General features: G+C 68.6%; 9 protein-coding genes. 2 read left to right on the top strand and 7 right to left on the bottom strand.

What is annotated here, in order from left to right; genetic code table 11:
• Positions 1 to 60: 60 nt before the first annotated feature.
• The 3 genes from ABKA17_RS11395 to ngcE all read right to left on the bottom strand — a co-directional run bounded on the left by ABKA17_RS11395 (position 61) and on the right by ngcE (position 3460).
• Positions 61 to 996: a carbohydrate ABC transporter permease gene (locus ABKA17_RS11395; RefSeq protein ID WP_353691844.1), complete on the bottom strand. Its 936-nt coding sequence runs from the start codon at positions 994 to 996 to the stop codon at positions 61 to 63.
• 18 nt (positions 997 to 1014) lie between these two features.
• Positions 1015 to 1944, bottom strand: coding sequence for a carbohydrate ABC transporter permease (locus ABKA17_RS11390; protein ID WP_353691843.1), 930 nt, complete (start codon positions 1942 to 1944; stop codon positions 1015 to 1017).
• 73 nt (positions 1945 to 2017) lie between these two features.
• The gene (gene ngcE / locus ABKA17_RS11385; RefSeq protein ID WP_353691842.1) at positions 2018 to 3460 is read right to left on the bottom strand and encodes an N-acetylglucosamine/diacetylchitobiose ABC transporter substrate-binding protein; all 1443 of its coding nucleotides are present in this window, start codon (positions 3458 to 3460) and stop codon (positions 2018 to 2020) included.
• Between the two features lie 347 nt (positions 3461 to 3807).
• Here ngcE and ABKA17_RS11380 point away from each other — a divergent pair, with 347 nt between their 5' ends.
• Both ABKA17_RS11380 and ABKA17_RS11375 read left to right on the top strand, forming a co-directional pair.
• Positions 3808 to 7578 carry a GH92 family glycosyl hydrolase gene (locus ABKA17_RS11380; protein WP_353691841.1) on the top strand — a complete coding sequence of 1257 codons (3771 nt, stop codon included), beginning with the start codon at positions 3808 to 3810 and terminating at the stop codon, positions 7576 to 7578.
• Positions 7579 to 7597: 19 nt separating this feature from the next.
• Positions 7598 to 9526, top strand: coding sequence for an alpha-glucuronidase (locus ABKA17_RS11375; protein WP_353691840.1), 1929 nt, complete (start codon positions 7598 to 7600; stop codon positions 9524 to 9526).
• On the opposite strand, the gene ABKA17_RS11370 is transcribed toward ABKA17_RS11375, so the two are convergent.
• The 4 genes from ABKA17_RS11370 to ABKA17_RS11355 are packed head-to-tail and all read right to left on the bottom strand — an operon-like array spanning position 9520 to position 15360.
• Complete coding sequence (locus ABKA17_RS11370) at positions 9520 to 11523, bottom strand: beta-galactosidase (protein WP_353691839.1); 2004 nt, start codon at positions 11521 to 11523, stop codon at positions 9520 to 9522. The two genes, ABKA17_RS11375 and ABKA17_RS11370, sit on opposite strands and share 7 nt — an antisense overlap.
• Positions 11520 to 12200, bottom strand: coding sequence for a hypothetical protein (locus tag ABKA17_RS11365; protein ID WP_353691838.1), 681 nt, complete (start codon positions 12198 to 12200; stop codon positions 11520 to 11522). The genes ABKA17_RS11370 and ABKA17_RS11365 overlap by 4 nt, the downstream gene beginning before the upstream one ends.
• Positions 12197 to 13708, bottom strand: a complete 1512-nt coding sequence (locus ABKA17_RS11360; RefSeq protein WP_353691837.1) for a GH39 family glycosyl hydrolase — start codon at positions 13706 to 13708, stop codon at positions 12197 to 12199. Before ABKA17_RS11360 ends, ABKA17_RS11365 begins: the two co-directional genes overlap by 4 nt.
• Positions 13705 to 15360, bottom strand: coding sequence for an ABC transporter substrate-binding protein (locus ABKA17_RS11355; protein WP_353691836.1), 1656 nt, complete (start codon positions 15358 to 15360; stop codon positions 13705 to 13707). Before ABKA17_RS11355 ends, ABKA17_RS11360 begins: the two co-directional genes overlap by 4 nt.
• Positions 15361 to 15389 lie beyond the last annotated feature (29 nt).

Below are 15389 nucleotides of genomic sequence, written 5' to 3'. Positions count from 1 at the left end.
CACCGCTCCCGGCGCGGGGAACGGCGTGCGCACGACCGGTTTCGCAGTGCTACGGGCGCCTCACTTCAGGGTCGCCGATGTCAGGCCCGCCTGCACCTGGCGCTGGAAGGACAGGTACACCACGAGCATCGGGATCATCGCGATGGTCACGCCCGCGAACAGGACCGGGAGGTCGGAGGCGTACCCCTGTTGCTGCTGGAGCTGGATGAGCCCCTGGGTGAGGACATAGCGCTCGGGATCGTCGCCGCTCTGCGGCTGCATCAGGACCGTCGGCAGGATGAACTGGTTCCACTGGCCGAGGGTGTTGAAGATGCCGACACTGAGCAGGCCGGCCTTCGCCATCGGCAGCATCACCTGGAAGAACGTCCGGGTGTGCGAGGCCCCGTCCAGGATCGCCGCCTCGAAGACCGCGGTGGGCAGGGTCCGGAAGAAGGCGTGCATGAAGAAGACCGTGAACGGCATCGAGTAGGCGACGTACACCAGGATCAGACCCTGGTAGGTGTTGAGCATGTCCAGCCGTTTGACCATGAAGAACAGCGGGACGAGGGCCAGGAACACCGGGAACATCGCGCCGGCCACGAAGAAGTAGTACAGGAATCGGTTGCCGAGGAACTCGTAGCGGGCCAGCACATACGCGGCCATCGAGCCGAACAGCATCGTCAGCGGCACCGAGAAGACCAGCACGATGACGGTGTTGACGAAGTAGTCGCCGATGCCCTTGTCCCAGGCGCGGGAGAAGACGTCCAGCGACCAGTTCTGGGGCCAGCCGAAGGCGGAGCCGCCGATCTGGGCGTCGGTCTTGAAGGAGCTCAGCACCAGCCAGAGCAGCGGCAGCACGATCAGCAGCGCCCACAGGGCGAGGAAGCCGTGCGAGAAGACGTTCAGGACGACGCCTTCACCACGCTCCTCACCGGGGCGGGCCGGGGTCTTGTCGACCGGGGGCTGGACCGGGACCGAGCCGCCCGCGGCGGAGGTCTCCTTGAGGGGTGCGCTCATGAGGTGTCTTCTCCCCGCTCAGAACTCGACGCGGTCGCGGCGGGTGGCGCGCAACGTGAACACGGACACGATCAGGGTGAGGACGAGCATGACCACGCCCATGGCGCAGGCGTACCCGCTCTTCCCGTACAGCTGGAAGTTGCGCATCATGACGGTCGCCATGACCTCGCTGTGGTGGTCGGGGCCGCCCCCGTAGTCGCCGGAGGTCATCGTGGAGACGAGGATGAACATGTCCATCGCCGCGATGCCGAGATAGACCCAGGCGGTCTGCACGGACTCCCACAGCAGGGGCAGTGTGATGCGGAAGAACGACTGGGAGCGGCCGGCGCCGTCGATGAGCGCGGCCTCGTAGATGTCCTTCGGGATGGACTGCATGGCGGCGGAGAACAGCACCAGGTAGAAGCCGACGCCGTGCCAGACGACGACCGCGAGCAGCGCCCAGAGCACGATGTTCGGCTCGTTCAGCCACTCGACGGGGTTGTCGGCGCTGACCAGGCCCAGCTTGATGAGGGCGCCGTTGAGCATGCCGCCGCCGTCGCTGCGGTACACGGCTCCGAAAAGGACGGCCATGATCGCCAGCGAGAGCACCTGCGGGAAGAAGTAGACGATTTTGTAGTACTTGGATCCGGCGACACCGGACACCCCGCCGGCCCGGCTGCGCCCGCCGACGTTCAGCATGAACGCGAAGAACAGCGCGAGCAGAATGGTGACCACGGGGATGAAGATCAGGAACAGGATGTTGTGCCAGATGGCCCCCATGAAGATGTCGTCCTGGAACAGCGCTTTGTAGTTGTCCAGGCCGACGAAATTGAAGGTCTGCGACTGTCCCTTCCAGTCGGTCAGCGAATAGCCGAACGTCTGGATGTACGGCCAGATCACGAAGATCACATAGAGCGCCACGGGAGCGAACAGAAATCCCGCGACGAACCGGTACTGCCCTTTGCGCATGGCGTTTCCCTGCCCCTGATGTCCCGTTCCGGGCCGGATCCCTCCGGCCCGGAACGCGGTCGGCCTCGCGAGATCAGTCCCGGTGGTTCTTCTTGGACTCCGGGTCCTTGGCCTGCTTGTCCACCGCCGCCTGGGCCCGCTTCAGCCACTCCTTGGGCTGGATCCGCTTGGCCATCAGCTCGTTGGAGGCGTTCTCGATGGCCGTCCCCATCTCGCTGTACCACTCGGTGTAGAGGTAGCGGAAGGTGTTCTCGCCGGCCGCCTTGGACGCCTCGACCGTGGACTGGGTGCCCGGCCGCAGCTGGACGCCGGTGTCGACGCCGTCCTTGACGATGGTCAGCGAGTTCGCCTCCTTGGCGAACGACGTCGACCACTCCTTGGAGAGCATCATCCGCATGAACTCCTTGGCCGCCGGGAGGTTCTTGGCCTTGGACGGGATGATGAAGGGCTCCCCGGAGCCGGCCCGGATCGCCTCGAAGGGCAGCTTGCTGTCGGGCAGCAGCGGCATCGGCAGGAACTTCATGTCGAAGTCGTCCGGTGTCGTCTTGAGCTGCTCGTTCTCCAGCCAGGAGCCGCTGGTGATGAACACGGCCTTGTACTGGTTCCACCGGGTCTGGGACTCGGTGTGGGTCAGGCCGTTCGTGCCGGGCATCAGATAGCCCTTCTCGACGACCTCGTAGATCGCGTCGACGGCGGCCGCGGCGGCTTCGGAGCCCACGAACGCGTTGGGCTCGAGGTTGTCGATGGCCTTCATGGCGTCCAGGCCGCCGGTCTTGGCGATCAGGTCCATGATCGCGACGTTGATGTAGTACGGGTACTTGCCCTGGTGGGCGAGGCCGCCGATGCCCTGGGACTTGGCGTCCTTGCAGATGGCGAGGAACTCGTCCCAGGTCTTGGGCTCGGTCCAGCCCTTGTCCTTGAAGAGCTTGCCGGAGTACCACAGGCCCCACACCGTGTAGATGTAGTTGAGGGCGACGACCTTCCCGCCCTGCATGCCCGAGTCGAGCGTGCCGGGGATCAGGGTGTCGCGGACCTTCTTGTTCGGGTCGTCGACGGACGGGGCGTCCAGGACCACGGCGAGGTCGAGCAGCTGGCCGTTCTTGTGGAGCACGTCGACCGGGATCTGCTGGGCGCCGGAGTCGTCCACGATGTCCGGCGGGTTGCCCGCGTTGAACCGGGGCTGGAGCTTGCCGGTGATCTCCTGGGTGCCGGTGTGGGTGGAGGTGACGCCCCACTTGGTCTTGAAGCTCGCCTCCCAGGCCTTGGCGTAGTCGTCGCCGTAGCCGCCCTTGAAGATGACGACGTCGAGTTTGGTGCCGTCCTTGACGCCGAAGGGGTTCGACTTGGACGTCTTGCCCTCGGTGTCGTTGTCGGAACTGTCGTCCCCGCCGCCGCTGGCGCACGCGGAGAGGAAACTCATGGTGGGGACGGTGATCAGACCGAGTGCGGCGGACCGCTTGATCAGATCGCGGCGGCCGACGGAGCCTTCACTGTTCTCGGCGGAAGTGGATCCCATGCTCAAGTCCTCGCCTTCTCCAGGACTCAGGCGGTGAACCGGATCCTCCCCGGCACCGCGATCGGGTCACGCTGGGTCGTGCAGGAAGTGCGGTGAATCGCCGACAGGTATAGTCCACTTCCCGCCAGTGGAGCAAGATCGAATGCAAGGTTGGCCATGGGTCTTTTCCGAGTTGAGACCTCACGGAAATATGTGCGGCCTGTGCGTTGACCGCCGGAAATATCCTCGGCATTACGCCCGAATGCCCCACCCAACACCCTTGACATCGTTCACCACTTGGGCCACTACTGATCCTTGCGCATCGAAGCTGACAACGTTGTCCGCGATGGCAGGGAGGGTACTGGCCCATGCGGCACAGAGCTCGGTACAGACGAGGTCCGGCGGTCGTTCTCACGGCCGCCTTCGCTTTGGCGGTGAGCTCACAGGGCGCGGCGACGGCCCTGCCCGAGGCTCCCGGCGCGGACCCGGCGTTCGCGTCCTCCTTCGAGGCGGACGACCCGCCTCCGGACTGGCTGAGCACAGTGGAGCACGCCTCGGGGGTCGACGGCGGCTACAGCAGCGGCATCCCGGGCAATGTCACCGACCATGTCACGGACGTCCGCGCGAGCGCCGAGAACACCGGCGGCGGCGAGGTGAAGGAGAACCTCGTCGACGGCGAGCCCGGCACCAAGTGGCTGGCCTTCGCGTCCACCGGCTGGGTCGAGTTCGACCTGGACAAGCCCACCAGGGTGGCCACGTACGCCCTTGTCTCGGCCAACGACCACGCCGAGCGCGACCCCGGGGACTGGACCCTGAAGGGCTCGACGGACGGCAAGGAGTGGAAGACCCTCGACACCCGCGCCGGGGAGTCCTTCGCCGAGCGGTTCCAGACGAAGTCCTACGATCTCGCCGACCCAGCCGAGTACCGGCACCTCCGCCTCGACGTCACCGCGAACAACGGCGCCGACGGCATCCTCCAACTCGCCGACGTGCAGTTCTCCACGGGCGGCGGCAACGGACCCGTTCCGCCGGACATGCTCTCGCTGGTCGACCGCGGCCCGAACGGCTCCCCCACCGCAAAGGCGCGGGCGGGCTTCACCGGGAAGCGGGCGCTGCGGTACGCCGGGCGGCACACGGCGGAGGGGCGCGCCTACTCGTACAACAAGGTCTACGACGTGGACGTGGCCGTCGGTCGGGACACCCGCCTCGCGTACCGCGTGTTCCCGTCGATGGCGGACGGCGACCGGGACTACGCGGCGACGAACGTGGGGGTGGACCTGGCCTTCACCGACGGTACGTATCTGAGCGGCCTGGGGGCGCGGGACCAGCACGGGTTCGAGCTGAGCCCTCGGGGGCAGGGCGCCGCGAAGGTGCTGTACGTCAACCAGTGGAACGACGTGTCCTCGCGGATCGGATCGGTGGCGGCCGGGAAGACGGTCGACCGGATCCTGGTGGGGTACGACTCCCCCACCGGGCGGGCGAAGTTCCGCGGCTGGCTGGACGACGTACGGATCGGGGCCGTGGCACCGGAGCGACCCAGGGCCCATTTGTCCGACTATGCCCTGACGACCCGGGGTACCAACTCCAGCGGTGCCTTCTCCCGGGGCAACAACTTCCCCGCGACGGCCGTGCCGCATGGCTTCAACTTCTGGACGCCTGTGACGAACGCGGGGTCGCTGAGTTGGCTGTACGACTACGCGCGGGCCAACAACGACGACAACCTGCCGACGATCCAGGCGTTCAGCGCGAGCCATGAGCCGAGTCCGTGGATGGGCGACCGGCAGACCTTCCAGGTGATGCCCTCCGTGGCCGCCGGGGTCCCGGACACCGGCCGCGAGGCTCGGGAGCTGGCCTTCCGGCACGAGAACGAGACGGCGCGGCCCTACTACTACGGCGTGCGGTTCGAGAACGGGCTCAAGGCGGAGATGGCGCCCACCGACCACGCGGCGGCACTGCGCTTCACCTACCCCGGCGACGACGCGAGCGTCCTCTTCGACAACGTCACCGACCAGGCGGGGCTGACGCTGGACAAGGCGGCGGGGGTGGTCACCGGGTACTCGGACGTGAAGTCCGGGCTGTCGACGGGGGCGACCCGGTTGTTCGTGTACGGGGTCTTCGACCAGCCGGTGGTCGAGGGCGACTCGAAGGGGGTCAAGGGCTATCTGCGGTTCAAGGACCGGACCGTCACCCTGCGGCTCGCCACCTCGCTGATCAGCGTCGACCAGGCGAAGGACAATCTGCGCCAGGAGATCCCGGACGGCACCGCCTTCGAGACGGTACGGGACCGCGCCCAGCGCCAGTGGGACCGGCTGCTCGGCAAGGTCGAGGTCGAGGGGGCGACACCGGAGCAGCTGACGACCCTCTACTCCAGCCTGTACCGGCTGTACCTGTACCCCAACTCGGGCTTCGAGAAGGTGGGTTCGACGTACCGGTACGCGTCCCCCTTCTCCCCGATGCCGGGTCCCGACACCCCGACGCACACCGGCGCGAAGGTCGTGGACGGCAAGGTGTACGTCAACAACGGCTTCTGGGACACCTATCGGACCACCTGGCCGGCGTACTCGCTCCTGACGCCCACTCAGGCGGGCGAGATGGTCGACGGGTTCGTCCAGCAGTACAAGGACGGTGGCTGGACCTCCCGCTGGTCCTCCCCCGGTTACGCGGACCTGATGACCGGCACCTCCTCGGACGTCGCCTTCGCCGACGCGTACGTCAAGGGCGTCGACTTCGACGCCAGGTCGGCCTACGAGGCGGCCCTGAAGAACGCGACAGTCGTGCCGCCGACGTCCGGCGTGGGCCGCAAGGGGATGGAGACCTCCCCCTTCCTCGGCTACACGAGCACCGAGACGCACGAGGGTCTGTCGTGGGCGCTGGAGGGCTACCTCAACGACTACGGCATCGCGCGGATGGGCAAGGCGCTGTACGAGAAGACGGGTGACAAGCGGTACCGGGAGGAATCGGAGTACTTCCTCGACCGGGCCCAGGACTACGTCAACCTCTTCGACACCGGGGCCGGGTTCTTCCAGGGGCGGGATCTCGACGGGGACTGGCGCGTGGAGTCGTCCACGTACGACCCCCGGGTGTGGGGCTACGACTACACCGAGACCAACGGCTGGGGGTACGCCTTCACCGCCTCCCAGGACAGCCGGGGCCTGGCCAACCTGTACGGCGGCCGGCGCGGGCTCGCCGACAAGCTCGACGAGTACTTCGCCACGCCGGAGACGGCCTCCCCGGACTTCGTCGGCTCCTACGGCGGGGTCATCCACGAGATGACGGAGGCCCGGGACGTCCGGATGGGCATGTACGGCCACTCCAACCAGGTCGCCCACCATGTGAACTACATGTACGACGCGGCCGGGCAGCCCTGGAAGACCCAGCGCAACGTCCGTGAGGTGCTGTCCCGGCTGTACACCGGCGGCGAGATCGGGCAGGGCTATCACGGCGACGAGGACAACGGCGAGCAGTCGGCGTGGTTCCTGTTCTCGGCGCTGGGCTTCTATCCGCTGGTGATGGGCAGTGGGGAGTACGCCGTCGGATCGCCGCTGTTCACCAAGGCGACCGTGCATCTGGAGAACGGCCGGGACCTCGTCGTCAGCGCGCCGAGGAACAGTGCCCGCAATGTGTACGTCCAGGGCCTGAAGGTCAACGGCCTGACCTGGACGTCGACTTCGCTCCCCCACTCGCTGCTCTCGAAGGGCGGCTCCCTGACCTTCGACATGGGACCGCGGCCCTCGTCCTGGGGCACGGGCGCGAAGGCGGCGCCGGTGTCCATCACCAAGAACGACAAGGTGCCGACGCCCCGGGCGGATGTGCTGAAGGGCGAGGGCGGGCTCTTCGACAACACCTCGGCGACCGAAGTCGCGTTCACAGGAACCGAGTTGCCGGTGGCCAAGGGCGTCCGAGCCGTGCAGTACACGCTCACCTCGCCCGCGGATCGCGCGAAGGCGCCCGACGGCTGGGTCCTTCAGGGATCGGCCGACGGGACCTCGTGGAAGACGCTCGACAAGCGGACCGGTGAGTCCTTCGCCTGGGACAGACAGACACGCGCGTTCACGGTGGGGTCACCGGGTACGTACGAGAGGTACCGCCTCGTCCTGGACGGCGAGGCCACTTTGTCCGAGGTCGAACTACTGGCCTGAGAAAGGGAGTTGAGGTCTCATGCGGGGTGTCGATGCCGCCTGGCTGTCGGACGGGGTGTTCCGGCACATCGGCACCCGGCGGACCCTCGTCCGCGGGGCGGGTCCACTCGTCGACACGGTGCGCCGTGAAGTGGCCGGGGCCTGCGCACGGTTCGGCGGTGCTGTCGTACCGGACGGCGACGCCGATCTGGTGCTGGAGCTGACCGGCGAGGACGACAGCGAGGCGTTCACCTACGAGCGCCGTGACGGCTGTACGACCGTCACGGCGTCCGGCGGCGCCGGGCTCCTCCACGGCTTCTTCCATGTCGTACGGCTCGGGGCGGCGGCGTTTGACGGCTCCTGTGAACGCCGCTCACACCGGCCCGAGTTGGCGCTGCGGATGTTGGACCACTGGGACAACGTGGCCGTGCACCCGGTCATGGGGCAGGTGGAGCGGGGGTACGCGGGCGGCTCGCTGTTCTGGCGGGACGGGCGGGCGCGCGGGGACCTGGAGCGCGTCACGGCGTACGCCAGGCTGCTCGCGTCCTGCGGGATCAACGCCATGGCCGTGAACAACGTCAACGTGCACGCGGTCGAGGCGCGTCTGCTCACCGACCGGATCGATGAAGTCGCCGAGATCGCGGGCGCAATGCGGGCCTACGGCATCCGGACCCATCTGTCGGTCACCTTCGCCGCTCCCATGGTCCTCGGCGGGCTCGCGACGGCCGATCCGCTCGACGAGGAGGTGCGGGCGTGGTGGGCGGAGGCGACGGCGCGGGTGTACGAGGCGATACCGGACTTCGGCGGGTACGTCGTGAAGGCCGACTCGGAGGGGCAGCCGGGGCCGTTCGCGTACGGCCGCACGCACGCGGACGGGGCCGGCATGCTGGCCGCCGCCCTCGCACCGCACGGCGGTACGGTCCACTGGCGGGCGTTCGTCTACGACCACCGCCAGGACTGGCGGGACCGGACGACGGACCGGGCGCGGGCCGCGTACGACCATTTCGTGCCGCTGGACGGGGAGTTCGCGCCGAACGCCGTGCTCCAGGTCAAGCACGGGCCGATGGACTTCCAGGTGCGGGAGCCGGTCTCACCGCTGATCGGCGCGATGCCGGGCACGCGGCTCGCGGTGGAGCTCCAGGCGACGCAGGAGTACACCGGGCAGCAGCGGCATGTGTGCTGGCTGGGCCCGATGTGGAGCGAGGTACTGCGGTTCCGGCCCGAGGGAGCGGCCGTGGGGGAGCTCGCGGACGCCCTGGTCGCCGTCTCCAACGTCGGCGACGACCCGTTCTGGACCGGGCATCCGCTGGCCCAGGCGAACCTCTACACCTTCGGGCGGCTGGCGTGGCGGCCGGACGCGGACCCGCTGGAGATCCTCGACGAGTGGATCCGGCTCACCTTCACGGCTGAGGCGACGGCGGGGGTGCGTGCGGTGCTGGAGGGGTCGTGGCGCACGTACGAGAAGTACACCGCGCCGCTCGGAGTCGGGTTCATGGTGCAGCCCGGTCATCACTACGGGCCGAGCGTGGACGGGTACGAGTACAGCCCGTGGGGGACCTACCACTTCGCCGACCGGGACGGTGTCGGCGTCGACCGTAGCGCGGCGACGGGCACGGGGTACGCCGCGCGGTACGCCAAGCCCTGGGCGGAGCTGTACGAGTCGCCGGAGACCTGCCCGGACGAGCTGCTGCTGTTCTTCCACCACGTGCCGTACGGGCATGTGCTGCACAGTGGGAAGACGGTGATCCAGCACATCTACGACACCCACTTCGAGGGCGTCGAGGAGGTGGAGGCCGCCCAGCGGGTGTGGGCCTCGCTGGTGGATCTGGTGGACGCCGAACGCCACGCGCGGGTGGCGGAGCGGTTCAAGGAGCAGCTCCGCGGTGCCCGCGAGTGGCGCGACCAGGTGAACAGCTACTTCTTCCGGAAGTCGGGGGTGCCGGACGGGCGTGGTCGGACCTTCTACTGAAGGCGTAGGACGGCGACGCCCCTGGGGTCGAGGGTGAACGGGGCGCCCGCCTCCGTCTGTTTGCCGGTGAGCAGGTCGGTCGCGGAGGTGCAGGCCTTCAAGTGGGCCGCTTCCTCGGTGTGGTTGAGGAGGAACAGCAGACGGGTGCCGTCGGGGGCGATCCTGGTCGCGGCCTCCAGGCCCTTGTGCTCGATGTAGGGGCCGATCAGATCGTGGCGGGACAGGACGCGGCGGACCACCTGGTCGACGCCCGGCTGGTCCAGGGCCGTGGCGACGTACCAGCCCTCGCCCAGCCCGTACCGGTTGCGGGTCACTGCGGCGATTCCGGCATAGAAGTCCGTGCCGTACGTGGCGACCGTCTCGGCGCCTCGGAGCTGCACGATCTCGAAGACGAGCCGCCCCTCCGACTCCAGCTCCGGGATGGGTTGAATGAACCCCGGTGGACGGGAGTCCCATTCGTCGATCCGGATGCCCATGAGGGAGGCGAGGGGGCCGGGGACGTCGGCGAGGAAGGCGCGGTCGTGTTCGTCGACGCGGCCGGAGAGAAACGTGGTCAGGACGGTACCGCCGCGTTCCGCCACCGCTTCGAGGCGCTCGGCGAGGTCGCCCTTGACCAGGTGCAGGACGGGGGCGAGGACCACGTCGTACGGGGTCAGGTCGGCGGTCTGCGGGACGACGTCCACGTCGGCGCCGGCCTCGCGGGCGGCGCGGTAGTAGGCGTGGACGACCTCCTGGTACTTGACCAGGCGGGAGGGTCCGTCGGAGATCTCCAGGGCCCACCAGCTGTCCCAGTCGAAGACCAGGGCGGTGCGGGCGGGGGTACGGGCGCCCAGTACGGCGTCACCCAGCCCCGCCAAGTCCCGGCCCAGTGCGGCCACTTCACGGAATACCCGGGTGTCGTCGCGGCCCGCGTGGCCGATGACCGCGCCGTGGTACTTCTCGCAGGCGCCGCGTGAGGCACGCATCTGGAAGTAGAGGGCGGCGTCGGCGCCGTGGGCGATCGCTTGGAAGGTGGCCAGCCTCAACTCCCCCGGTCGGCGGAGGGGGTTGACGTCACGGCAGGCCGTCGTGGACGGGGTCTGCTCCATGAGCCAGAAGGGGGCGCCGTCCTTGAGGCCGCGCATCAGGTCGTGGGCGAGGGCGGGCCAGGTCGGCGGGGCGTCCAAGGGCGGGTAGCTGTCCCAGGAGGCGAAGTCGAGGTGCGGGGCCCAGCGGTGGTAGTCGAGGGGGCGAAACATGCCCATGAAGTTGGTGGTGACCGGGGTCTCGGGGTCATGGGCGCGGATCACCTCCTTCTCGGCGAGGAAGCAGCCCAGCAGGGCGTCGGTGGTGAAGCGGAAGTAGTCGAGGGTGATGCCCTGGAAGGCGGTGTGGTCGGGTCCGCGCCAGTGCTCGGTGAGGGCGCTGGGGGGCTCGATCTCGGCCCAGTCGGTGTAGCGGTGGGACCAGAAGGTCGTCCACCAGGCGTCGTTGAGGGCGTCGAGGTCCCCCTCGAACTTGTCGCGCAGCCAGCCCCGGAAGGCTTCCGCGCACAGCTCGCAGTAACAGACGCCGCCGTACTCGTTGTTGATGTGCCAGGCGAGCAACGCCGGGTGGTCCGCGTAGCGTTCGGCGAGCCGGGCCGCCAGGGCCGTGGCGAGGCGGCGGTACGCCGGTGAGCTGGGGCAGAAGTTGTGGCGCTGGCCGTAGCGGTGGCGGCGGCCCTCGAAGTCGGTGCGGTTGACCTCGGGGTACTTCTTCGCGAGCCAGGGCGGGAGGGCGGCGGTGCCGGTGGCGAGGCAGACCTGACGGTCCTCGGCGGCGGCGCGGTCGAGGATGCGGTCCAGGGCCGTGAAGTCGTAGGTGTCCTCGGCGGGTTGGGTGAGCGACCAGGAGAAGACGCCGACGGTGAGGGTGTCGATGCCGGCCGCCGTGAACAGGCGGTGGTCCTCGTCCTGGACGGACTCCGGCCACTGCTCGGGGTTGTAGTCGCCGCCGTACCGGATCTTGCGGGTCATACGGTGAACTCCTCCTGGGTCTCGGCGATCACCGCGCGGCTGCCGTGCAGCAGGGACAGCAGCAGCGGGGCGGCCAGCAGGGCGGGCAGGGCCTCGGTCAGCAGGGCGGTCCCCGCGGCCGTCAGGACGAGCAGCGACGCGGCGGCGAGGCCGGAGCGGCCGTGCCGGAACAGGAAGTACGCGGCGAGGCGGGCGGTGTCGCGGGTACGGAAGCTGAACAGGGAGGTCAGCACGAGTGCGTGGGCACCCCACAGGAGGGAGCCGAGGCCGATCGCCGCGAGCAGCAGCGCCCACCAGCCGGGCAGGCCCGTCGCGGAGAAGTGGGTGAGCGTGAACGCGATGACCGTGAGCCAGCCGAGCAGCGGCGCCCACAGCCTGAGGACGGCCGGTGCGTTGAGCCGCCAGCCGCGCCGGAAGGTGCGGGCCGGGTGGAGGTCGGCGAGGTCGCGGTCGCGGTGGTGGAGGGCGTAGAGGGCTGCGGAGGCGGCCGGGCCGACCGGGAGCAGACACAGGGCGGCGAGGGGGAGGTTGGCGGGGTCGGGGCCGAGCAGGAGGAAGCCGGCCAGCCCTGGTGCGGCGGCGACCAGGAAGAGTGCCTCGACCGTGACCAGGGTGTGGAGGAGGGCGGCGGCCCGGGAGAGGGGGCCGACCCCGAAGGCGGTGGACGGTGCGCTCATCGCGGGTCGCCTCCCAGCAGCCTCCGCTCGCCCGCCCAGGGCGGCGCCTCCTCCACGACCGCGCTGACCTCGACGAGCGTCACCTCGTGCCGGTTCAGCGTCAGATCCAGCCCCACCCTGCCGTCCTCGACCGGCAACCGCAGATGCCGTCGCGCGGGCTCGGCCGCCTCGTGGAGTACGTCGAGCTGGTCCGGCCGGGGTGAGCGGGGGCTCCCCATCCGCTGCCAGGCGGTGCGGGCGTTGCCCTGCTCCTCGTCCACGCCGGACCGTCGTACGAACGCCTCCGCCGTGTCACCCACCGGCACCGACAGGCGCAGGCGGTGCCGGTCGGGGCCCGGTGTGCCGCCGCTCGCGTCGACCGGCGCCCAGGCGAGGACGGTGACGCGGCCGTCCGGGTACCGGGTGACCAGGTGGTCGTCGCCGCGCCGGAGGAACTCCCGCCCCATCCGGGCCATGAAGGCGTACAGGTGATAGGTCGGCTTGCGGACCTGCCGGTGGGTGAGCAGCCCGAAGCCGCCGTGGAAGAGCGCGGTCGGCGGTCCGACCTCCTCGAACATGTCGCTGAACGTCCAGTAGGAGAAGGAGTCGACGTGGTCGCCGCCGGCTGCCACCACGGGGGCCAGGTAAGCGGCGTGGAAGGCGGTGTCGTGAATCGGATTGTCGGGGCGGTAGGAGGAGTTGAACTCCGTGATGTGGACGGGCAGTTCGGCCAGCCGCGTGCCCTTCAGCCGCTCGCGGGGCGTGGCGAACTGGTCCAGCAGGCCGTGCGCGGGCCCCAGGGTCTGGTGCGTGCCGAACGGCACGTGCCGGGCGGGTCCGGAGGTGTAGGCGTGCTTGGACACGAAGTCGACGGGGACGTCGTAGCGCTCGGTGAACTCGGCGAAGCGGTCCAGCCACTCGTCGGCGCCGGGAGAGATGGCCGGGCCGCCGACCTGGAGCGAGGCGTCGACCTCCTTCACCGCCCCGGCGGTCACCTCGTAGAGCCGGTGGTAGGCCTGTTCGTCCGCGCCTTCCCAGAAGTCGGGGAGGTTGGGCTCGTTCCAGACCTCGATGGGCCAGGTACGTACCTCGTCGAGGCCGTAGCGGTCGACGAGGTGGGCGAGGGTCGCCTTCACGAGCGCCGCCCACTCCTGGTGCGAGCGGGGCGGGGTGACGTTGCCGCGCCACCAGAAGATCGTCCGCTCCCCCGAGGCCAGCCCCTCCGGCATGAAGCCGAGTTCGAGGAAGGGGCGGATGCCGAGGGCGAGGTAGGCGTCGACGACCTGGTCGACGTAGGTGAACGAGTGGTGGACGCGCCGTGCGCCCTCCCACTCGTAAGGCCGGTGGACGCCCATGCCGTCGCTCAGCAGCCCGTGTCCCCGGATGTACCGGAAGCCGATCTCGTCCTGGAGGAGCTTCAGCGAGTCCTGGTAGTCGCGGCGCAGGGCGAGTTCGACGCGGCCGGTGCCGACACAGTGGCGCCAGGCGTCGGAGAGGCGTCCCGTGCCCTCTACGGGTACGCGGATCACCCGTTCTCCTTCTTGAACCGGTCGTACGCCTTGTTGTGCACGTCGACGAGCTGCTGCATGTTCTTCGACTTCAACTCGCTGACGTACGCGTCCCATTCGGACATCGGGCGCTTGCCGAGGACGAACTTGAGCGTGTTCTGGATGACGTGGTCCTTGAGCGGGGTCTCCCAGAGCGTCGCCTGTTCCTGTTCCACGGACTGCAACGGGTGGGCCGGGTCGATGGGCAGCTGGGTGCGCTGGGCCATGACGTCCTGGAACTTCTTCTCGTCGGGGCTGAAGTTGGAGGAGACCAGGGCCCAGCTGCCGCCGTAGGTGAAGACGCCGTTGAAGAAGCCGAAGTCCTTCTGGAGGTCCTTCGGGGCGTCCGGGTCGGAGCCCATGAGGGAGATGCCGGGCTCCAGCTTGTACTGGCCGCCGGACTCCGTGTAAGTGGTGCCCGCCACGCCCCACTTGCAGAACTTCTGGCCCTCGTCCGAGTACCAGAGCCAGTCCACGAACTGCATCATCGCGACGAAGCTGTCGCTCTTGAGGGCCTTGCTGGAGACCATGATCCCGTTCTCCAGCCGGACACCGCCGATCACCACCGGGCCCGCCGGTCCGAGCGGCACCGGCACCATCTCGATCTTGGCGCCCTTGACCTGCTTCTCCAGGTTGAAGCGGTAGTTCTGCACCAGCTCCTGCGGATTGGCGCTGATCACATAGGACTTCTCGGCCAGCAGCTTCTGCACCGCCTGGTCGTCCTGCTGGGTGAAGCTCTCCGGGTCGAGCAGCTTCTCGGCGACGAGCTTGCGCATGAACTCGACCATCTGACGCCAGGCGTCCAGCGCACCGGTGAAGACGAACTGCTTCGCCTTGGAGTCGAAGGTGATGTTGTCGTACGTCCAGCCCGCCTTGATCCCGTACGCCGCTCCGAGGTAGCTGAACAACGCCCCGCACGGGAAGGGGGTGTTGGTGCTCCACCGGTCGGTCCACGGGTATTTGTCGGGGTACTCCGCCTTGAGTGCCTTGAGGATGTCGTACACCTGGTCCCAGGTCTCCGGCAGGGCGAGGCCGAGCTTGTCGAGGACGTCGGTGCGGAAGGAGAGCGAGTAGCCGGCCTTGGGCTTCTCGTGCAGGCCGGGCAGCAGGTAGTACTTGCCGTCGGACTGGCGTATGGAGTCCAGCTCGGGCTCCAGCTGCCACTTCTTGACCTTGTCCTGGTAGTTGGGCATCAGGTGCACGTACTCGCTGACCGGCAGGATGGCGCCGGAGGAGACGAAGGCGACCTCGCCCGGGTGGTACGTCTTCGGGATCAGGAAGGGGGCGTCGCCCGCGCCGATGAGGACGCTGCGCTTCTTCTCGTAGTCGGCCAGCGGCACGTCGAGGGGCTTGATGGTGATCCCGGTGCGCTTGGTGACCTCCTTCCAGAACAGCCAGCTGCTCTTCATCGGGTAGACCGGGTTGTTGTTGTGCAGCATCGAGAAGGACAGCGCCTTGGCGGCCTTGAACTGCTGGCCCGCGCGGTACTCCTTCATCGCGCCGTCCTGCTTCTTGGAGAGGTCCTTGGAGTCGCCTCCGTCCTCACCACTGCCACAGCCGGTGAGCGAGGCGAGACCGATGAAACCGGCGGCGGCGAGGATCTGACGCCGCGACAACTGCCCTGGATTCTGCACGGGAACTCCCTTGTTCCGAAGGTCGGTCG

The sequence above is a fragment of the Streptomyces sp. RG80 genome (assembly GCF_040446465.1).
Taxonomy (GTDB): Bacteria; Actinomycetota; Actinomycetes; order Streptomycetales; family Streptomycetaceae; genus Streptomyces.
Note: the sequence above shows the minus strand (reverse complement) of the source record. Positions and strands in the feature narration are given on the sequence as shown.

Excerpts from the sequence above, each read along its gene's own strand:
- ABKA17_RS11395 (WP_353691844.1), bottom strand. The coding sequence starts at position 996 with ATGAGCGCACCCCTCAAGGAGACCTCCGCCGCGGGCGGCTCGGTCCCG.
- ABKA17_RS11390 (WP_353691843.1), bottom strand. The coding sequence starts at position 1,944 with ATGCGCAAAGGGCAGTACCGGTTCGTCGCGGGATTTCTGTTCGCTCCC.
- ngcE (WP_353691842.1), bottom strand. The coding sequence starts at position 3,460 with ATGGGATCCACTTCCGCCGAGAACAGTGAAGGCTCCGTCGGCCGCCGC.
- ABKA17_RS11380 (WP_353691841.1), top strand. The coding sequence starts at position 3,808 with ATGCGGCACAGAGCTCGGTACAGACGAGGTCCGGCGGTCGTTCTCACG.
- ABKA17_RS11375 (WP_353691840.1), top strand. The coding sequence starts at position 7,598 with ATGCGGGGTGTCGATGCCGCCTGGCTGTCGGACGGGGTGTTCCGGCAC.
- ABKA17_RS11370 (WP_353691839.1), bottom strand. The coding sequence starts at position 11,523 with ATGACCCGCAAGATCCGGTACGGCGGCGACTACAACCCCGAGCAGTGG.
- ABKA17_RS11365 (WP_353691838.1), bottom strand. The coding sequence starts at position 12,200 with ATGAGCGCACCGTCCACCGCCTTCGGGGTCGGCCCCCTCTCCCGGGCC.